This is a genomic window from Leclercia sp. UBA5076, from assembly GCF_002416465.1.
GTDB lineage: Bacteria > Pseudomonadota > Gammaproteobacteria > Enterobacterales > Enterobacteriaceae > Enterobacter.
The window spans coordinates 109373-128771 of record NZ_DIAO01000013.1 but is presented as its reverse complement, the minus strand read 5'-3'; the positions used below and the strand labels follow the sequence as shown (position 1 = coordinate 128771).

The window sequence follows — 19399 nt, the reverse complement described above, 5'->3', positions numbered from 1 at the left end:
TAGAGTGGCGATAAAACGATATTTTTTATTCTCTTCGCGCTGTGGCGTAATCAATGAAAATCGATTTTCCGGAGAGCACCATGCCACGCCCGCTGAACAACACCGATACCGATCTCAATGCCGACAATTTGCTGCGCCTGCCCGCCGAGTTTGGCTGCCCTGTCTGGGTCTACGACGCGCAGATCATTCGCGACAAAATTGCCGCCCTGCATCAGTTCGACGTGGTGCGCTTTGCCCAGAAAGCCTGCTCCAACATCCATATTCTGCGCCTGATGCGCGAGCAGGGCGTCAAGGTCGACTCCGTGTCGCTGGGTGAAATCGAGCGTGCGCTGGCGGCGGGCTACGATCCGAAGATCGACAGCGATGCGATTGTCTTTACCGCTGATCTGATCGACAGCGCCACGCTTGCCCGGGTGCATGAGCTGCAGATCCCGGTCAATGCCGGTTCCGTGGACATGCTGGAGCAGCTCGGTCAGGTGTCGCCGGGCCACCGCGTCTGGCTGCGGGTTAACCCGGGCTTTGGTCACGGCCACAGCCAGAAGACCAACACCGGCGGCGAAAACAGCAAACATGGCATCTGGTACAGCGATCTCCCTGCGGCACTGACCGTACTGCAACGCTATAACCTGAAGCTGGTGGGCATTCATATGCATATCGGCTCCGGCGTGGACTACGGCCATCTCGAGCAGGTGTGCGGCGCCATGGTGCGCCAGGTGATTGAGTTTGGTCAGAATCTGGAGGCGATCTCTGCGGGCGGCGGGCTGTCGATCCCCTATCGCGAAGGGGAAGAGGCGATCGATACCGATCACTACTACGGCCTCTGGAATGGCGCGCGGGATAAAATCGCCGCGCATCTGGGCCACGCGGTAAAACTTGAGATCGAGCCGGGGCGTTTCCTTGTCGCCGAGTCGGGCGTTCTGGTGTCGCAGGTGCGCAGCGTGAAGGCGATGGGTAGCCGTCATTTCGTACTGATTGACGCAGGCTTCAACGATCTGATGCGCCCGGCCATGTACGGCAGCTATCATCACATTTCGGCGCTGGCTGCCGATGGCCGCGACTTATCTCAGGCCAATCTCGTGGAGACGGTGGTGGCCGGGCCGCTGTGCGAATCCGGAGATGTGTTTACCCAGTTGGAGGGCGGAAAAGTGGAAACCCGCGCGCTGCCGCCGGTCGTGCCGGGGGATTATCTGGTGCTGCACGATACCGGCGCATACGGCGCGTCTATGTCATCTAACTACAACAGCCGCCCGCTGCTGCCGGAAGTGCTGTTCGATAAGGGCGCGGCGCGCCTGATCCGCCGCCGCCAGACCATTCAGGAACTGCTCGCCCTCGAACTGTTCTGATCGCACCAGGGTCCCGTCGCCACCGAATCGCGTAACACCAGCGTGCCGGTGAAGGGCGGGATCGCTTCGATCGGCTCGTTTTTGACCAGCCGGATGGCCTGATCGATAGCGGTAGTGATCATGTTGTCGATGGGCAGGTAGACGGTAGAAAGCCCCGGCTCCAGCCACTTCGCACACGGTGCGTCATCGAAGCCGAACAACGACACATCCTCTGGAATGCGCAGCCCGGCCTGGTGCAGCGCCTTCGACGAGCCCAGCGCCATATCGTCGTTACAGGCAAACAGGGCGCTGAACACCACCTTCTCATTCAGCAGCTCCTGACACAGCTCGTATCCGCGCGTCATCCCCGAATCGCCATACTTCACCCGGCTCTCATCCCAGGGAATACGGTGCTTCTCAAGCGCCTTGCGATAGCCCGTAAGCCGCGCCTTGCCGGTAGGGGTGTGGATCGGCACGGTTATGCAGGCGATCTCCCGGTGCCCCTGGCTTATCAGGTACTCCACCGCGTTGAAGGCCGCCTCCTGCTGCTCGAAGAAAACGCAGCGCTCCCGCGCCTGGCTGACGTCACGGTTGATTACAATAAGCGGCATCTGCACGCTGTTGATGAGCTTCATGATCGCTTTTTCGCTCATGTAGCGGGTGTAGAGCACGATGGCATCGCACTGGCGATCGGCCAGCATCTGCACCGCTTCCTCTTCCCGCTCCGGGGTGTCGTGACCGTCGGTGACAATCAGCTGCTTCCCGTGCGTTTCGGTCTGTCTTGAGGCCTGTTGCAGCAGACGACCAAAGTAAAAACCGTCAAAGGTTGAGACCACCAGACCAATGCTGTTGCTGGTCCGGTTCGCCAGCGATCGCGCCAGGAAATTGGGGCGATAGCCCAGCTCTTCCATCGCGTTAAAAACCTGCTGACGGGTGCTCTCTTTTACCTGACCTGTGCCGTTCAGTACGCGCGACACGGTGGCTTTCGACACGCCCGCACGCAGTGAGACATCCAGCATTGTTGCCATTCGTTATTCCTGCTTCCACGTTATGCACGGAAGTTTATCACAGACGTTCAGGGGCATAAGCCGGGCGGGAGGGTGAAACCCCCACCACGATCACGCTTTCTGGCAACAGATGAGGGAGTAACGACAAGTGGCATACCAAAGTGGTGATAATTCATACTCCGGGATACCTCTGGCGGCGTTGGGAGCTTAATCACAGAACAAATCTTCACCAGAAGCTATTTTTGGTATGCCAATAGAAGCCGGCTGAACACCTAAATCCCAATAAAGGCCCTTTTACTGAGGTATTACCCCATGGCATTACAGGAAAAACTGATCAACTCTCTGGGCAGTTTCGCCACGAAGTTCAACAGTTATCGCTATATCATGGCGATAAAGTCCGCCTTCATCACCCTGATGCCGGTCATCATTGTTGGCGCATTTTCGGTGCTGATATCCAACATGGTGCTGGATCCGAAAAACGGCTTAGCCAGCTTTCAGTCGCTTTCGTTTCTCGCCACGCTGAAACCGATCACCAGCGCCCTGAACTACGCCACGCTCAACTTCCTCAATATCGGGGCCGTGTTCCTGATCGGCATTGAGCTGGGGCGCATCAACGGTATTAAGTCGTTGTTCCCGGGGCTGCTGGCGGTGATCTGCTTTATCTGCGTCACTCCGACTACCGTTGAGATGATGGTCGATGGCGAAATGCACATGGTAAAAGATGTGCTCCTGCGCCAGTTCTCGGATACCCGTAGCCTCTTCCTCGGCATGTTTATCGCCATCCTGTCGGTGAAGATCTACTGCTGGCTGGAGGGGCGTCCGGGATTGAAAATCAGGATGCCGGACACCGTGCCGCCAAACGTCTCGGCCTCGTTCTCGGCCCTGATCCCGGCGATCATCACCACCACCACCATCGCCACCTTCGGCTTTGTCTTCCATCAGCTCACCGGCATGTACCTCTACGATGCGGTATACCAGGTGGTGCAACAGCCGCTTGAGCGGGTGGTGCAAAGCCTGCCGGGGATCCTGCTGTTGATGTTCGTGGCCCAGCTCTTCTGGGTGATAGGGATCCACGGCAATCAGATGATCAAGCCGATCCGCGAGCCGCTGCTGCTGGGGGCGATCACCGTCAACATGAGCGCCTTTGAGCAGGGCAAAGAGATCCCGAACATCATCACCATGCCGTTCTGGGATGTCTATATGAGCATCGGCGGCTCGGGTCTGACCATCGGTCTGCTCATCGCCGTGATGATCGGCACCAAACGCAAAGAGATGAAGGAGATCGCCAAGCTCTCCATCGGCCCGGGGATCTTTAATATCAACGAGCCGGTGATCTTCGGTATGCCAATCATGCTCAACCCGATTCTGGCGATCCCGTTCATCATCACCCCGCTGGTAACCGGCACCATCGGCTACTTCGCCACCGTCACTGGTTTTGCCGGCAAAGCGGTCGTGATGGTGCCCTGGACTACGCCGCCGCTGATCAACGCCTGGCTCTCTACCGCCGGGTCGATGGGCGCGGTCGTAACCCAACTGGTCTGTATTATCACCGCCGTGCTGATCTATCTGCCGTTTGTGAAGATCGCCTCACGCCGGGCAGAGCAGGCCGCGCAACAGGCCGCGAACCAGGAGGCGACGAATAACGCATGAGCATTAAACAGATGACTATCCCCGAGGGGTTTATCCTTGGGGCCGCGGCCTCCGCCTGGCAAACCGAGGGCTGGAGCGGCAAAAAAGCCGGGCAGGATTCCTGGATCGATCTCTGGTACAAAAACGATCGTCAGGTGTGGCACAACGGCTACGGCCCGGCGGTGGCGACCGACTTTATTAACCGCTTCCGGGAAGATGTGGCGCTCATGAAGCAGGCCGGACTGACCCACTACCGCACCTCCATCAACTGGTCGCGTTTTCTCACCGACTATGAAAATGCCACAGTGGACGAGGAGTACGCCGCCTGGTACGACGCCCTGTTCGCCGAGATGCATCGTCAGGGCATTGAGCCGATGATCTGCCTCGAACACTACGAGCTGCCGGGTACGTTGCTGGAAACCTACGGCGGCTGGGCGTCGAAGCATGTGGTCGAGCTGTTCACCCGCTATGCTGAAAAGGTCTTTGCCCGCTATCACCACGTGGTGAAGCGCTGGTTTACCTTCAACGAGCCGATAGTGGTGCAGACCCGGGTATACCTCGACGCCCTGCGCTGGCCCTATGAGCAGAACACCCATACCTGGATGCAGTGGAACCACCACAAAGTGCTGGCGACGGCGAAGGTGGTGAAGCTGTTCCGCGAAAAAGGCTACAGCGGCAGCGTAGGCTGTATCCTCAACCCGGAAGTGACTTATCCCCGCTCCCGGGCCGCCCACGACATCAAGGCCGCGGAGATCTACGATCTGTTCTACAACCGGGTATTCCTCGATCCGCTGGTGCATGGGCGTTATCCCCAGGAACTCTTCACCCTGCTGGAAAAACACCAGGTGCGGTGGGAGTACAGCGACGACGAACTGGCTCTTATTGCGGAGAACACCGTCGATGAGCTGGGGATCAATCTCTATTACCCGCACCGGGTGAAGGCGCCGTCCCGGGCCTGGCATCCCGAGACGCCGTTCCATCCGGCATACTACTACGAGCCGTTTGACCTGCCGGGGCGAAGGATGAACCCCTCCCGCGGCTGGGAGATCGCCCCGCGCATCATCTACGACATGGCGATGCGCATCAAAAACGACTACCGCAATATCGACTGGTTCGTGGCCGAAAGCGGGATGGGGGTGGAAAACGAAGGCCAGTACCGTAACCGCGATGGCATCATCGAGGACAGCTACCGCATCAACTTCATCAGCGAGCACCTTTATTACACGCTGCTGGCGCGGGAGGAGGGAGCCAACTGCCACGGCTACATGCTGTGGGCCTTCACCGATAACGTCTCGCCGATGAACGCCTTTAAGAACCGCTACGGCCTGATTGAGATCGATCTGGCGGACAACCGCGCCCGACGCCCAAAAAAATCGGCCAGCTGGTTCCGGCAACTGCGCGATAAGCGCGTGCTGACCCTGACCATTGATGATGAATGGAAGTAGGCGAAGAGTGCGACGCTTCTGGTAACATAGGGCACAAACTGGCCGGGAAGCTGCCCGGCCCGCGCATTAACTCTCAGTACAGGTGATAACGTGGATAAGGCTGTCGTCCCGGCGGAAAAGAAGCAGTACCAGGAGATTGGCGAGGATTTACGCGCCCAGATCGTCCAGGGGCACTATCCCGTGGGCTCACGTCTGCCGCCGGAGCGCAACATTGCGGAAACCTACGGCGTCAGCCGTACCATCGTGCGGGAGGCGCTGCTGATGCTGGAGCTACAGGGCACCGTGGATATTCGTCAGGGTTCCGGCGTCTACGTGATGCGCATTCCTGAAGAGCATGAGAACGAGGAAGAGCGCTTCTTTCACAGCGACGTCGGCCCGTTCGAGATTTTGCAGGCGCGCCAGCTGCTTGAGAGTAACATTGCCGCCTTTGCTGCGAAGATGGCGACCCGGGCGGACATCGATAACCTGCGCCGCATCATCGAGCAAGAGCAGCGGGCGATCGCCGCCAACGATAACAGCCAGGACAACAACAAGATGTTCCATCTGGTGCTGGCGGGGGCAACGCAGAATCAGATGCTGCTGGCCACCGTCGAAAGCATCTGGCATCACATGGACAGTAGCCCGCTCTGGCAACAGTTCAACGCCCATATCGCCAGTCGGGTGTATCGCCTGAAGTGGCTGGGCGACAGACAAACCATCCTCGCCGCCCTGCGCCGTCGCGACGTCATGGGCGCCTGGCAGGCCATGTTTCAGCATCTGGAAAATGTCAAAAAGAGCCTGCTGGAACTCTCCGACGAGGATGCCCCGGACTTTGACGGCTATCTGTTTGATTCGGTTTCCCTTTTTCAGGGGAAACTGATGTGATTATTCAACCGCTGTACGCGGCTCCGCAACATGCGGAGCAGGTGATTGACTGGCTGTGGCAGGCCTTTGGCGACGGTGTGCCTCGGACGTTTTTTACAAGCGTCGTGACCCACAGCCAGACCCCCGGCGCGCTGCCGCTCACCTTTATTGCTACCGAAGGGAAACGCCTGCTCGGCACGGTGGGGTTATGGCGCTGCGACCTGATTACCCGTCAGGATCTCCATCCCTGGCTGGCGGCGCTGTATGTGGACGACGCGGCGCGCGGACAGGGACTGGCGGGGAAATTACAGCAGCATGTTCAGCGCTACGCCGCAGAGAGCGGCTTTAGCGAACTGCATCTCTGGTCTGCCTGCCGCGATTTTTATGAGCGCTACGGCTGGCACTATATCGGCGACGGACTGGAATACCCGGACAAAACCGTCCACCTCTACCGCTACTCGCTGGCGGACTCTGCCGGCGGCACAACGGAGTGACGGCGCACCAGCGTCGGGCTAAACAGGTGGGTGATCTCCGGCGGCTGGCGTTTATCCGCCAGTGACAGCGCCAACTCCGCCGCCTGCGTCGCCATGGTGACGATAGGGTAGCGCACCGTGGTCAGGCGCGGTCGCACATAGCGGGAGATCAGAATGTCATCGAAGCCAATCAGCGAAATATCTCCCGGCACGTCAATGCCGTTATCGTTCAGCACCCCCATCGCCCCGGCGGCCATCGAGTCGTTGTAACAGGCGATCGCCGTAAAGTTACGCCCGCGTCCCAGCAGCTCGGTCATCGCCTGCTCGCCGCCGCGCTCGTCAGGTTCACCATAAGTGACCAGGCGATCGTTGCAGGGCAGGTCGTTCTCGCGCAGCGCATCGTAATAACCCTGCAGCCGATCTTCGGCGTCGGAGATGGGGTGGTTGGAGCAAAGATAGCCGATACGGGTATGCCCCTGCTGGATCAGGTGGCGGGTGGCAAGCCAGGCGCCGTAGCGATCGTCCAGCGCCACGCAGCGCTGCTCATAGCCGGGAATAATGCGGTTCACAATCACCATGCCGGGGATCTGCTTCATCAGATGCACCAGCTCCTCATCCGGCAGCTTTTTGGCATGCACCACCAGCGCCGCGCAGCGATGGCGGATCAGCTGCTCAATCGCCTGACGCTCTTTCTGCTCGTTGTGGTAGCCATTGCCGATCAGCAGAAAGTTGCCGGTCTGGTAGGCGACCTGCTCGACAGCTTTGACCATCGCGCCGAAAAAGGGATCGGAGACATCGCCCACCACCAGCCCGACGGTATCGGTGGACTGCTGAGCCAGCGCGCGGGCGTTGGCGTTGGGGTGATAGTTCAGGGATTCCATGGCAGTCAGCACGGCCTGGCGGGAGGTTTCACTGGCTTTTGGGGAGTTGTTTATCACACGTGAAACCGTGGCGACGGAAACACCCGCCAGTCGGGCCACATCCTTTATTGTCGCCATTCTCTACCTTCTTGTTAGGGTAAGCGTTTACACACTCAATAGTGTTGCGGAAAAGTGAGGTGTATTCAAGCGCAGGGCGGTGAGGCAATTCACAAAGGTGAGAAACGCTGGCGGAAACGGTGTAATCGTTACACAGCGAAGCGTGACAGAAGAGGGTGAATTTGAATCTTTGGTTACACTTTGCCTCAGGCTGTTGCGATTGTCTGCTGGCAGGGGTTTGGGCCGCGTTGCTACATTTGAGATCCCAGAGGTATTGATAGGTGAAGTTGACCCCGGGTTAACTGACACGCTTTACACCAGCCTGCGTTCTTACGCAGGTTTTTTTTGCTTGTTGTTCAACATGTAACAGCTATCGATAAAATTCACACCTGGTTGCACTTCGGCTCATTCCCTTGCTTTTTTGCGCTGGTGAAGTGGATTGCCCGGCGCCACAATCAAGATCCCAGAGGTATTGATTGGTGAGAATTCTTAGTACGTACTGCGTACTCATCTCTTGCACCAACCTGCGCAGATGCGCAGGTTTTTTTTTGTCTCTATCCGGTTGTCGCTCCCACCGCACTTCTCGTGTAATCTGCCACAATTTACCGTAACCCGGCTAATTGAAAGGCAAAGGGAGTTGAAATGTTATTTGGGTTTTTCCGCACGCTGTTTCGTATCCTCTTTCGCGTCCGTCTGACTGGCGACACCCAGGCTCTGCACGCAGAACGCGTTATTATTACCCCCAATCATGTCTCTTTTATTGACGGCATTCTGCTGGCGCTGTTTTTACCTGTGCGCCCGGTCTTTGCGGTCTACACCTCCATCAGCCAGCAGTGGTACATGCGCTGGCTGTCGAGCGTGATTGAGTTCGTTCCGCTCGATCCCACCAAACCGATGATGATCAAACATCTGGTGCGACTGATCGTGCAGGGACGCCCGGTGGTGATCTTTCCGGAAGGGCGCATCTCCATCACCGGCTCGCTGATGAAAATTTATGACGGCGCGGGCTTTGTGGCAGCGAAATCGGGCGCCACTGTGGTGCCGGTGCGCATTGAAGGCGCAGAACTCACCTTTTTCAGCCGCCTGAAAGGGCTGGTGAAGCAGCGCCTGTTCCCGCGTATTACCCTGCATCTGCTCCCGCCAACCACCTTGCCGATGCCCGATGCACCCCGCGCCCGCGACCGACGTAAGATCGCCGGGGAGATGCTGCATCAGATCATGATGGAAGCCCGGATGGCGGTGCGTCCGCGTGAAACGCTGTATGAGTCGCTGCTGACGGCGATGTACCGTTATGGCGCGAAGAAAAACTGTATCGATGACATTAATTTTGCGCCTGATACTTATCGCAAGCTGCTGACCAAGACGCTGTTTGTCGGCCGAATTCTTGAGAAATACAGCCAGCAAGGGGAGAAGATTGGCCTGATGCTGCCGAACGCCGGGATCAGCGCGGCGGTGATCTTTGGCGCCGTCTCCCGTGGCCGTGTCCCGGCCATGCTCAACTACACCGCAGGGGTGAAAGGGCTCAGCAGCGCTTTCACCGCCGCGCAGATCAACACCGTCTTCACCTCACGCACGTTTCTTGATAAAGGCAAACTCTGGCATCTGCCGGAGCAGCTTACTCAGGTACGCTGGGTCTTTCTGGAAGATCTTAAGGCGGAAGTCACCCTCGGCGATAAGCTGTGGATCTTTGCTCACCTGCTGATGCCGCACCTGGCGCAGGTAAAACAGCAGCCGGAAGATGCCGCCGTGATCCTCTTTACCTCCGGCTCGGAGGGGAACCCGAAAGGGGTGGTTCATAGCCATAAAAGCCTGCTGGCTAACGTCGAGCAGATAAAGACCATCGCCGACTTTACCGCCCGGGATCGCTTTATGTCGGCGCTGCCGCTGTTTCACTCCTTTGGCCTGACGGTGGGACTGTTTACGCCGCTGCTGACCGGTGCCGAAGTGTTCCTCTACCCGAGCCCGCTGCACTATCGCATCGTACCGGAACTGACCTATGACCGTAACTGTACGGTGATCTTCGGCACCTCGACCTTCCTCGGCAACTACGCCCGCTTTGCCAATCCGTATGATTTCCATCGCGTGCGCTACGTGGTAGCCGGGGCGGAAAAATTGCAGGAGAGCACCCGCCAGCTGTGGCAGGATAAATTTGGCCTGCGCATTCTGGAGGGCTACGGCGTCACCGAGTGCGCGCCGGTGGTCTCTATTAACGTGCCGATGGCGGCCAAACCGGGAACGGTAGGACGCATTCTGCCGGGAATGGATGCCCGTCTGCTTGCTGTGCCGGGCATTGAAGAGGGCGGACGTCTGCAGCTGAAAGGGCCCAACATCATGAACGGCTATCTGCGGGTCGAAAATCCGGGCGTGCTGGAAGCGCCAACGGCGGAAAACGCCAACGGCGAGGTGGAGACCGGCTGGTACGACACCGGCGATATCGTGCGCTTCGATGACCAGGGCTACGTGCAGATCCAGGGGCGGGCGAAGCGCTTCGCCAAAATCGCCGGTGAAATGGTCTCGCTGGAGATGGTGGAGCAGCTGGCGCTGGGGGTATCCCCTGACAAAATGCACGCCACCGCGGTGAAGGCCGACGCCAGTAAAGGTGAAGCCCTGGTGCTCTTTACCACCGACAGCGAGCTGAAACGCGAGCGACTTCTGCAACAGGCGCGCGAACATGGCATCCCTGAGCTGGCCGTGCCGCGTGATATTCGTTATCTCAAGCAACTTCCGGTGCTGGGCAGTGGTAAGCCGGATTTTGTCACCCTGAAAGGCATGGTTGAACAGGCGGAGCCGCATGATGAGTGAGTCAGTACCCACTAACACATCCATCTGGTCGAAAGGGATGATGGCGGTTATCGCCGCCCAGTTTCTCTCTGCCTTTGGTGATAACGCGCTGCTGTTTGCCACTCTGGCGCTGCTCAAATCCCAGTTTTACCCGGACTGGAGCCAGCCGATCCTGCAGATGGTGTTTGTGGGCGCTTACATCATTTTTGCCCCTTTTGTCGGCCAGGTGGCGGACAGCTTCGCCAAAGGGCGGGTGATGATGTTTGCCAACAGCCTGAAACTGCTGGGAGCGGCGAGTATCTGCTTTGGCGTCAATCCGTTTGTAGGCTATACGCTGGTGGGCGTCGGGGCGGCAGCCTACTCCCCGGCTAAATATGGCATTCTCGGTGAACTCACCACCGGCGATAAGCTGGTGAAAGCCAACGGGCTGATGGAGGCCTCCACCATTGCGGCAATCCTGCTGGGCTCGGTAGCCGGCGGTGTGCTGGCAGACTGGCACGTGCTGGCGGCGCTGGGGGTCTGTGCCGTGGTGTATGGCGGGGCGGTGATTGCCAACCTGTTTATCCCGAAACTGCCGGCGGCGCGCCCGGGGCAGTCCTGGCGCTTTACGCCGATGACCGCCAGCTTCTTTAACGCCTGTCGCGTGCTGTGGCGTAACGGCGAAACCCGTTTCTCGCTGATGGGCACCAGCATGTTCTGGGGCGCAGGGGTGACGCTGCGCTTCCTGCTGGTGCTCTGGGTGCCGACGGCGCTGGGCATCACCGATAACGCCACGCCGACCTATCTCAACGCCATGGTAGCGGTGGGGATCGTGCTGGGCGCGGGGGCCGCGGCGAAGCTGGTTACGCTGCAAACCGTTGCCCGCTGCATGCCTGCCGGGGTCCTGATCGGTCTGGTGGTGCTGATCTTCGCCCTGCAACATGCGCTGTTGCCTTCCTATGCGCTGCTCTTCCTGATGGGGATCTGCGGGGGCTTCTTTGTGGTGCCGCTGAACGCGCTGCTCCAGGAGCGCGGGAAGCATACCGTCGGCGCGGGAAATGCCATCGCGGTGCAGAATCTCGGCGAAAACGCCGCCATGCTGCTGATGCTCGGCCTTTACTCGCTGGCGGTGAAGGTGGGCGTACCTGTGGTGGGCATTGGCGTCGGGTTTGGCGGGCTGTTTGCGGTGGCGATAGCGGCGCTGTGGGTGTGGCAGCGTCGGCGGTGATGAGGTGGCGGCTACGAAATCCGCCTTTGTCCTTGTAGTCCCGGCAAGCGAAGCGCCGCAGGGCAACCATGCGGCACCGGAGCGACTTGTCGAATGGCGGCTTCGCCTTACCCGACCTGTGAAACTAAAAAGGCAACTGTCGTTGCCTTTTTGCGTTTATTACGGTGCCGGATAGGTATACACCTGATGCACCGCCTCAATCTCCGCTAACACCTCTTCGCTCAACTCCAGATGGAAGCTTTCGATATTCGTTTTCAGCTGCTCCATGGTGGTCGCGCCCAGCAGGGTGCTGGCCACAAACGGCTGACGGCGCACAAAGGCCAGCGCCATCTGCGCCGGATCGAGCCCGTAACGTCTGGCGATATCGACATAGGCCGCCACCGCTTTTTGCGTCTGCTCGCCGCTGTACCGGGTAAAGCGGCTGAACAGGGTATTACGCGCTCCCGCCGGTTTTGCGCCGTTAAGATACTTACCGGTCAGCGTACCAAAGCCCAGGCAGGAGTACGCCAGCAGCTCAACGCCTTCATACTGGCTCACCTCCGCCAGACCCACTTCGTAGCTGCGGTTCAGCAGGCTGTATGGGTTCTGAATGGTCACGATACGCGGCAGGTCGTGCTTGTCTGCCAGGTGCAGATAACGCATCACGCCGAACGCCGTTTCGTTAGAGACGCCAATGTAGCGGATTTTGCCTGCGCGCTGGCACTCGGTTAACGCTTCCAGGGTTTCCAGCAGCGTGACAACGGGCGCACTGTCGCTCCAGCTATAGCCCAGTTTGCCAAAGCAGTTTGTTGCGCGCTGCGGCCAGTGAACCTGATAGAGATCGAGATAATCGGTCTGCAGACGCGTCAGGCTGGCGTCCAGCGCGGCGCGGATGTTTTTACGATCGAGGACCTGATTCGGGCGAATGCCGCTATCGTTATTGCGGGAGGGACCGCTGACCTTGGAGGCGACAATCAGCTTTTCGCGATTACCGCGCTTTGCCAGCCAGTTGCCGACGTAGGTTTCAGTTAAGCCCTGTGTTTCAGGACGCGGCGGCACCGGGTACATTTCCGCGACATCAATCAGGTTAATGCCCTGGCTGACGGCGTAATCGAGTTGTGCATGGGCATCGGCTTCGCTATTTTGTTCACCAAATGTCATCGTGCCCAACCCCAGTTGGCTTATCTCAAGAGCGCTATGGGGGATACGGTGATAATGCATAGCCGGCTTCCTTATTTGACATGTTATCTGCGTCAGGAAACTCCCGACAAAGGACTATAAACATGACAGAGGGGAAGAGAAAAATCAAAAGGCCAGCAAGCCGCTGACCTTTACTATTATCTTTCTATAATCTGTGAAACTTCGTCGCGGTTAATCTGCATATTGTTACCCTGCTGATCGCGGTAGCTGACCAGCCCGGTATCATCGTCGACTTCGGGTTTGCCGTCGGTCAGAATCATACGACCATCTTTGGTCGCCATGACGTAGTCGCTGCTACAACCAGAAACGGCAAACGCTAAACCAACTGCCGAGATTATCACTGCCCATTTCTTCATTCTTGTTACCTCCGCCTGGCTCGTGTTAGTTATCAGTGTAGTAATAACTCTGCCGTTGTTTTTCTGAAAGTGGTCAATTCTGAAAAAACAGGGAAATATGTGATAAAAAGCAACATTCTGGCTAAAAAGTCAGGTATTCAGAAGAAAGTGACGTGCCAGCAACGCACCCGTGAAGTTTTTTTTCAGATAAAAGCCCCGGGGCAGGGTGAGGATCGGTTCGCCGCGTGCGCCGATGGCTTCGGTGAGCGCTTTACTGTTTGCGGCTTTTGGCCGTAGCTGGAGCACCTCGCCGTGGCGGGCAGTGATGCGCTCAACCTGACCCAGGACGATCATGTCCATCAACTCCTCCCAGTCCAGACGCAGCTGACGATCTTCTTCTTCGTTCGGGCTCCAGATCAGCGGGGCTCCCACGCGACGGGCGGCCAGCGGGATCGCGCGATCCCCCTCAACCGGGATCCACAGTACGCGTTTCAGCTTATGCCGCACGTGACTGCTCTCCCATGTGATCCCCGTATTGCCGGTTAGCGGCGCCACGCAGACAAACGTCGTCTCCAGGGGGCGGCCTGCGCTGTCGATGGGGATGGTCTTGAGCTCTACCCCCAGGGCGGCAAAATCCTGTTCAGGCTTACTGCCCGCGCTGGCACCCAGCCACAGCTCCAGCAGAACGCCTGTCCAGCCTTTATCGCGCTTAAGATCGGGCGGAATGGGCAGGCCTGCCAGGGCAGCGAGTTCACCCAGCGAATAGCCCGCCAGACGCTGCGCTTGTTGCAGTAACACCGCTTCTGTAGCAGGAGGCGAAGAGAGGGGAGCGAGGGGAAGCATGATAATTGCCTTTTGGTTAAAAAATGAACAGTAGTTTTCCACCGCACTGAGAGAGTTTATCTTTTTCTTTTTGCATGTGCCAGGTTAATGATTTATATGTATTTTTATGGCCACTTTCTACTGCGCTGCCGGTCGGTTATCCAGGTTGTCCAAATCTGGTCACTGACAATAAACAGGATCTTACACCCAGTTATCCACAGAAAAATGGGATAACTGGGAATAACCCCCACTACTGTTTCCATTTACAGCCTTGACGCGCGACGAAAATCGAAAATTCAGACAAAATGTGCCTAACTTATTGGCACAATCTGTGGATAAAACCGACGTTGCTCGATCTTTCATCAGCACAACGATCTTTCAGGTGACCTGCATCACACAATGCTGTGCATTTCACAGATAATCTCATTTAACCCAATGAAAAATAGAGAGTTGTAAAAAATGTCAATCTCTGCAATATTCAGAGTGATCTGGGTTGTCCATCGGTAATTCCATACTTCTTCACAACTCTATCCACAGAAAAAGTGTATAAAATTGCCCTTCCGGGCGGTCATCTGTTTATAACTCCGATGATAATTGTGAGTTATTCAAATGTTATTCGGCTCCAGGCCCGAAAGAGAGTGGTTTACCGCCTCACTGGAGTGTGAAACAATCATTTATATATAAGGTTTAGTTTGGGGTAGTCCGGTGATTGATGACGATGGCTACCGCCCGAATGTAGGTATCGTAATTTGTAATCGCCAGGGGCAGGTCATGTGGGCCCGGCGATATGGTCAGCACTCCTGGCAATTTCCCCAAGGGGGGATTAACCCTGGAGAGTCCGCAGAGCAAGCGATGTATCGGGAGCTGTTCGAAGAAGTTGGCTTAAGCCGCAAGGATGTTCGCATTCTGGCTTCGACCCGCAACTGGTTGCGTTACAAGTTACCGAAGCGTTTGGTGCGTTGGGACACAAAGCCGGTATGTATCGGCCAGAAACAGAAATGGTTTCTTCTGCAATTGGTGAGCAGCGATGCGGATATCAATATGCAAACCAGCAGCACGCCTGAGTTTGATGGCTGGCGCTGGGTCAGCTACTGGTATCCCGTTCGGCAGGTCGTGTCGTTTAAGCGCGATGTTTACCGCAGGGTGATGAAAGAGTTCGCAAGTGCCGTAATGATGCTTCAGGAGGTTCCTCCTAAGCCCCAGAGCGCACCTGCCTGGCGACGTAAAAGAGGTTAAGCTACGCACATTATGCTCACCCGCCTGCGCGAAATAGTCGAGAAGGTGGCCAGTGCCCCACGGCTCAACGAGGCGCTGGATATTCTGGTCACTGATATCTGCCTTGCGATGGAAACCGAGGTCTGTTCGGTCTATCTGGCCGACCACGACCGCAGGTGTTACTACCTTATGGCCACGCGCGGATTGAAAAAACCGCGTGGTCGCACCGTTGCGCTGGCGTTTGATGAAGGCGTTGTGGGTCTGGTCGGGCGTCTGGCCGAACCCATCAACCTTGCCGATGCGCAAAAACACCCCAGCTTCAAATATATCCCCTCCGTAAAAGAGGAGCGTTTTCGCGCCTTCCTGGGCGTACCGATCATCCAGCGTCGCCAACTGCTGGGCGTGCTGGTTGTGCAGCAGCGCGAACTGCGTCAGTACGACGAAAGCGAGGAGTCATTCCTCGTTACGCTGGCCACGCAAATGGCGGCTATTCTCTCCCAGTCCCAGCTCGCGGCACTGTTTGGTCAGTACCGGCAGACGCGCATTCGCGCCTTGCCGGCCTCACCCGGTGTCGCGATCGCCGAAGGCTGGATGGACGCCACGCTGCCGCTCATGGAGCAGGTTTACGAAGCCTCCACGCTGGACACCGCCCTTGAGCGCGAACGTCTGACCGGCGCGCTGGAGGAGGCTGCCAACGAGTTTCGCCGCTACAGCAAGCGCTATGCCGCAGGTGCGCAAAAAGAGACGGCGGCGATCTTCGATCTTTATTCACACCTGTTGTCTGATGCCCGGCTGCGTCGGGAGCTGTTTGATGAGGTCGACAGGGGCTCGGTGGCGGAGTGGGCCGTCAAAAAGGTCGTCGAAAAATTCGCCGAACAGTTTGCCGCCCTGACCGATGGCTATCTGAAAGAGCGTGCCGGGGATCTGCGTACCTTAGGTCAGCGTCTGCTGTTCCATCTCGATGATACCATTCAGGCTGCCAATACCTGGCCGCCGCGCTTTGTACTGGTTGCGGATGAGCTTTCCGCCACCACGCTCGCGGAGTTGCCGCAGGACAGACTGGCCGGGATCGTGGTCCGCGACGGCGCCGCCAACTCCCATGCCGCCATTATGGTGCGGGCGCTCGGGATCCCGACCGTAATGGGGGCCGATATTCAGCCCTCTGCGCTGCACCGCCGAACGCTGGTGGTGGACGGTTATCGCGGCGAGCTGCTGGTCGATCCTGAACCGGTGCTGTTGCAGGAATATCAGCGGCTTATCAGCGAAGAGAACGAGCTGAGCCGTCTGGCGGAAGATGACGTCAACCAGCCCGCGGCGCTGAAAAGCGGTGAGCGCATCAAGGTAATGCTCAATGCCGGGTTAAGCCCGGAACATGAAGAGAAGCTCGGCAGCCGTATTGATGGTATTGGTCTCTACCGCACCGAAATCCCGTTCATGCTGCAAAGCGGCTTCCCCTCTGAGGAGGAGCAGGTAGCGCAGTATCAGGGCATGCTGCAGATGTTCAACGACAAGCCGGTGACGCTACGTACGCTGGACGTTGGCGCAGATAAGCAACTGCCCTATATGCCCATCAGCGAAGAGAATCCCTGCCTGGGCTGGCGCGGGATCCGTATTACTCTCGATCAGCCGGAGATCTTTTTGATCCAGGTGCGCGCCATGCTGCGTGCCAATGCGGCGACCGGCAACCTCAGTATTTTGCTGCCGATGGTCACCAGCATTGACGAAATCGACGAAGCCCGACGCCTTATTGAGCGCGCCGGACGCGAAGTCGAAGAGATGATCGGCTACGAAATACCGAAGCCGCGAATTGGCGTGATGCTGGAAGTCCCGTCGATGGTCTTTATGCTCCCGCAGCTGGCCACGCGCGTCGACTTTGTTTCGGTGGGCACCAACGACCTGACCCAGTACATGCTGGCGGTGGATCGCAATAACACCCGGGTGGCGAGCATCTACGACAGCCTGCATCCGGCGATGCTGCGCGCGCTGGCAATGATTGCCCGCGAGGCGGAAGCCAACGGTATTGATCTGCGTTTATGCGGCGAGATGGCGGGCGACTCAATGTGTGTAGCGATCCTGATTGGTCTCGGCTTCCGCCACTTGTCCATGAACGGACGTTCCGTTGCCCGCGTGAAGTATCTGCTGCGTCATATCGACTTTGAAGAGGCTCAGCAGCTGGCGAAACGCAGCCTTGAAGCCCAGCTGGCAACGGAGGTGCGGCATCAGGTGGCGGCCTTTATGGAGCGTCGCGGCATGGGCGGGCTGATCCGCGGCGGACGTTAGGCACCAGGTATCCCTCAGCGTCTGCGCCGGGGGATACAAACCCCTATACACATCTTTTACATCTCTGGCGCAACCTCTACGCTCGCTTGTGCTATGATTCGCAACTTTGGAGCGCAGGGTACTCCTCTGCGCGCTTCTCTACCGCTGTCCACTTTCAGCGGAATAACAACATCTTGTGGTGACAGATGAACAGTGGCTATCTGCATTTTCCGGAGTTTGATCCGGTCATTTTCTCAGTAGGACCCGTCGCGCTGCACTGGTACGGATTGATGTATCTGGTCGGTTTCGTCTTTGCCATGTGGCTGGCTGGCCGTCGCGCCAAACGCCCGGGCAGCGGCTGGACCAAAGACGAAGTGGAAAACCTGCTGTATGCCGGTTTCCTCGGCGTTTTCCTCGGTGGACGTATCGGCTATGTGCTCTTTTACAACTTCCCGGTCTTCCTGAACGATCCGCTCTACCTGTTCCGCGTCTGGGATGGCGGCATGTCCTTCCACGGTGGCCTGATTGGCGTCATTCTGGTGATGGTCATTTTCGCGAAGCGCACCAAACGCAGCTTCTTCCAGGTCTCTGACTTTATTGCCCCGCTGATCCCGTTCGGTCTGGGTGCAGGCCGTCTCGGTAACTTTATCAACGGCGAGTTGTGGGGCCGTGTCGACCCGAGCGTGCCGTTTACCATGCTGTTCCCGCAGTCCCGTGCCGAAGATATGGCCCTGCTGCCGTCGCATCCGGAATGGCAATCGATTTTCGATACCTACGGCGTCCTGCCGCGCCATATGTCGCAGCTGTATGAAATGGCGCTGGAAGGGGTGGTGCTGTTTATCATTCTGAACCTCTTCATCCGTAAACCGCGCCCGACGGGCTCTGTATCTGGCCTGTTCCTGATCGGTTATGGCGCGTTCCGCATTATCGTGGAATTCTTCCGCCAGCCGGATGCGCAGTTTACCGGGACATGGGTCCAGTACATCAGCATGGGGCAGATCCTCTCCATTCCGATGATCGTCGCGGGTATCGCGATGATGGTCTGGGCGTACCGTCGTCCACAGCAACAGGTCTCCTGAGGAATCATGAAACAGTATCTTGAACTGATGCAAAAAGTGCTCGATGAGGGCACGCCAAAAAACGATCGTACCGGCACCGGTACCCTCTCCATTTTTGGGCACCAGATGCGCTTCAACCTGCAGGAAGGCTTTCCGCTGGTGACAACCAAGCGCTGCCACTTACGCTCAATTATTCACGAGCTGCTCTGGTTCCTGCAGGGTGACACCAACATCGCTTACCTGCGCGAGAACAATGTTTCTATCTGGGACGAATGGGCAGACGAGAACGGCGATCTGGGCCCGGTATATGGCAAGCAGTGGCGCGCCTGGCCGACGCCGGATGGCCGCCACATTGACCAGATCACCACCGTGATGAACCAGCTGAAAAACGATCCCGATTCACGCCGTATCATTGTGTCGGCCTGGAACGTGGGCGAACTGGATAAAATGGCCCTGGCTCCGTGCCATGCCTTCTTCCAGTTCTATGTTGCGGATGGCAAGCTCTCCTGCCAGCTCTATCAGCGCTCCTGCGATGTCTTCCTCGGCCTGCCGTTCAACATCGCCAGCTATGCGCTGCTGGTGCATATGATGGCCCAGCAGTGCGATCTGGAAGTGGGTGATTTTGTCTGGACCGGGGGGGATACCCACCTCTACAGCAACCATATGGAGCAGACCCATCTGCAGCTGACCCGCGAGCCGCGCGCGCTGCCGAAGCTGATTATCAAACGTAAGCCGGACTCCATTTTCGACTATCGCTTTGAAGATTTCGAAATCGAAGGCTACGACCCGCACCCGGGGATCAAAGCGCCTGTAGCGGTCTGATGCTGCAATCCTGACACAACCGGCG

16 protein-coding genes are annotated in these 19399 nt (G+C 57.7%); 11 read left to right on the top strand and 5 right to left on the bottom strand.

From position 1 onward, the window contains the following. Positions 1-80 precede the first annotated feature (80 nt). Entirely contained in the window at positions 81-1343 is a 1263-nt protein-coding gene (gene lysA / locus B3X29_RS13180) for a diaminopimelate decarboxylase (RefSeq protein ID WP_159339867.1), read from the top strand. Here the strand turns inward: lysA and B3X29_RS13175 are convergent. Next, the gene (locus tag B3X29_RS13175) at positions 1313-2350 is read right to left on the bottom strand and encodes a LacI family DNA-binding transcriptional regulator (RefSeq protein ID WP_103176844.1); all 1038 of its coding nucleotides are present in this window, start codon (positions 2348-2350) and stop codon (positions 1313-1315) included. The genes lysA and B3X29_RS13175 overlap by 31 nt on opposite strands. A gap of 291 nt (positions 2351-2641) precedes the next feature. Here B3X29_RS13175 and B3X29_RS13170 point away from each other — a divergent pair, with 291 nt between their 5' ends. The 4 genes from B3X29_RS13170 (at position 2642) to B3X29_RS13155 (ending at position 6740) form a co-directional block, all read left to right on the top strand. After that, positions 2642-3979 (top strand): PTS sugar transporter subunit IIC, encoded by a 1338-nt coding sequence (locus B3X29_RS13170; protein WP_159339819.1) that lies wholly within the window; start codon positions 2642-2644, stop codon positions 3977-3979. Next, on the top strand, positions 3976-5403 hold the full coding sequence (locus B3X29_RS13165; RefSeq protein ID WP_103180975.1) for a glycoside hydrolase family 1 protein: 1428 nt from the start codon (positions 3976-3978) through the stop codon (positions 5401-5403). Before B3X29_RS13170 ends, B3X29_RS13165 begins: the two co-directional genes overlap by 4 nt. Positions 5404-5493: 90 nt before the next feature. Continuing rightward, positions 5494-6267, top strand: a complete 774-nt coding sequence (locus B3X29_RS13160; protein WP_159339818.1) for a GntR family transcriptional regulator — start codon at positions 5494-5496, stop codon at positions 6265-6267. Next, positions 6264-6740, top strand: coding sequence for a GNAT family N-acetyltransferase (locus tag B3X29_RS13155; RefSeq protein ID WP_103180973.1), 477 nt, complete (start codon positions 6264-6266; stop codon positions 6738-6740). Before B3X29_RS13160 ends, B3X29_RS13155 begins: the two co-directional genes overlap by 4 nt. On the opposite strand, the gene galR is transcribed toward B3X29_RS13155, so the two are convergent. After that, positions 6701-7717, bottom strand: coding sequence for an HTH-type transcriptional regulator GalR (gene galR, locus B3X29_RS13150; RefSeq protein ID WP_103180972.1), 1017 nt, complete (start codon positions 7715-7717; stop codon positions 6701-6703). The genes B3X29_RS13155 and galR overlap by 40 nt on opposite strands. Before the next feature lie 621 nt (positions 7718-8338). Here galR and aas point away from each other — a divergent pair. Together aas and lplT are read left to right on the top strand one after the other, a co-directional pair. Then, positions 8339-10498, top strand: a complete 2160-nt coding sequence (gene aas, locus B3X29_RS13145) for a bifunctional acyl-ACP--phospholipid O-acyltransferase/long-chain-fatty-acid--ACP ligase (protein WP_159339817.1) — start codon at positions 8339-8341, stop codon at positions 10496-10498. Further along, the gene (gene lplT / locus B3X29_RS13140) at positions 10491-11684 is read left to right on the top strand and encodes a lysophospholipid transporter LplT (protein WP_114388371.1); all 1194 of its coding nucleotides are present in this window, start codon (positions 10491-10493) and stop codon (positions 11682-11684) included. Before aas ends, lplT begins: the two co-directional genes overlap by 8 nt. Positions 11685-11843: 159 nt before the next feature. On the opposite strand, the gene B3X29_RS13135 is transcribed toward lplT, so the two are convergent. From B3X29_RS13135 to mutH, 3 genes are all read right to left on the bottom strand, one after another. After that, on the bottom strand, positions 11844-12884 hold the full coding sequence (locus B3X29_RS13135; protein WP_159339816.1) for an NADP(H)-dependent aldo-keto reductase: 1041 nt from the start codon (positions 12882-12884) through the stop codon (positions 11844-11846). Positions 12885-13000: 116 nt separating this feature from the next. Continuing rightward, positions 13001-13219, bottom strand: coding sequence for a YgdI/YgdR family lipoprotein (locus tag B3X29_RS13130; RefSeq protein ID WP_039029896.1), 219 nt, complete (start codon positions 13217-13219; stop codon positions 13001-13003). Positions 13220-13348: 129 nt separating this feature from the next. Beyond that, the gene (gene mutH, locus B3X29_RS13125) at positions 13349-14041 is read right to left on the bottom strand and encodes a DNA mismatch repair endonuclease MutH (protein ID WP_103822739.1); all 693 of its coding nucleotides are present in this window, start codon (positions 14039-14041) and stop codon (positions 13349-13351) included. A gap of 684 nt (positions 14042-14725) precedes the next feature. Between mutH and rppH the strand changes: the two genes are divergently transcribed. From rppH to thyA, 4 genes are all read left to right on the top strand, one after another. After that, positions 14726-15256 carry an RNA pyrophosphohydrolase gene (gene rppH / locus B3X29_RS13120; RefSeq protein ID WP_103180968.1) on the top strand — a complete coding sequence of 177 codons (531 nt, stop codon included), beginning with the start codon at positions 14726-14728 and terminating at the stop codon, positions 15254-15256. Positions 15257-15268: 12 nt separating this feature from the next. Continuing rightward, a complete protein-coding gene (ptsP, locus tag B3X29_RS13115; protein WP_159339815.1) occupies positions 15269-17515 on the top strand; it encodes a phosphoenolpyruvate--protein phosphotransferase in 2247 nt (748 codons plus the stop codon). 185 nt (positions 17516-17700) lie between these two features. Further along, positions 17701-18573, top strand: a complete 873-nt coding sequence (gene lgt / locus B3X29_RS13110) for a prolipoprotein diacylglyceryl transferase (protein ID WP_103180966.1) — start codon at positions 17701-17703, stop codon at positions 18571-18573. A 6-nt stretch (positions 18574-18579) separates the two neighbouring features. Further along, a complete protein-coding gene (thyA, locus tag B3X29_RS13105; RefSeq protein WP_103180965.1) occupies positions 18580-19374 on the top strand; it encodes a thymidylate synthase in 795 nt (264 codons plus the stop codon). Positions 19375-19399: the final 25 nt, after the last annotated feature.

Excerpts from the sequence above, each read along its gene's own strand:
- lysA (WP_159339867.1), top strand. The coding sequence starts at position 81 with ATGCCACGCCCGCTGAACAACACCGATACCGATCTCAATGCCGACAAT.
- B3X29_RS13175 (WP_103176844.1), bottom strand. The coding sequence starts at position 2,350 with ATGGCAACAATGCTGGATGTCTCACTGCGTGCGGGCGTGTCGAAAGCC.
- B3X29_RS13170 (WP_159339819.1), top strand. The coding sequence starts at position 2,642 with ATGGCATTACAGGAAAAACTGATCAACTCTCTGGGCAGTTTCGCCACG.
- B3X29_RS13165 (WP_103180975.1), top strand. The coding sequence starts at position 3,976 with ATGAGCATTAAACAGATGACTATCCCCGAGGGGTTTATCCTTGGGGCC.
- galR (WP_103180972.1), bottom strand. The coding sequence starts at position 7,717 with ATGGCGACAATAAAGGATGTGGCCCGACTGGCGGGTGTTTCCGTCGCC.
- aas (WP_159339817.1), top strand. The coding sequence starts at position 8,339 with ATGTTATTTGGGTTTTTCCGCACGCTGTTTCGTATCCTCTTTCGCGTC.
- lplT (WP_114388371.1), top strand. The coding sequence starts at position 10,491 with ATGAGTGAGTCAGTACCCACTAACACATCCATCTGGTCGAAAGGGATG.
- B3X29_RS13135 (WP_159339816.1), bottom strand. The coding sequence starts at position 12,884 with ATGCATTATCACCGTATCCCCCATAGCGCTCTTGAGATAAGCCAACTG.
- B3X29_RS13130 (WP_039029896.1), bottom strand. The coding sequence starts at position 13,219 with ATGAAGAAATGGGCAGTGATAATCTCGGCAGTTGGTTTAGCGTTTGCC.
- mutH (WP_103822739.1), bottom strand. The coding sequence starts at position 14,041 with ATGCTTCCCCTCGCTCCCCTCTCTTCGCCTCCTGCTACAGAAGCGGTG.
- ptsP (WP_159339815.1), top strand. The coding sequence starts at position 15,269 with ATGCTCACCCGCCTGCGCGAAATAGTCGAGAAGGTGGCCAGTGCCCCA.
- lgt (WP_103180966.1), top strand. The coding sequence starts at position 17,701 with ATGAACAGTGGCTATCTGCATTTTCCGGAGTTTGATCCGGTCATTTTC.
- thyA (WP_103180965.1), top strand. The coding sequence starts at position 18,580 with ATGAAACAGTATCTTGAACTGATGCAAAAAGTGCTCGATGAGGGCACG.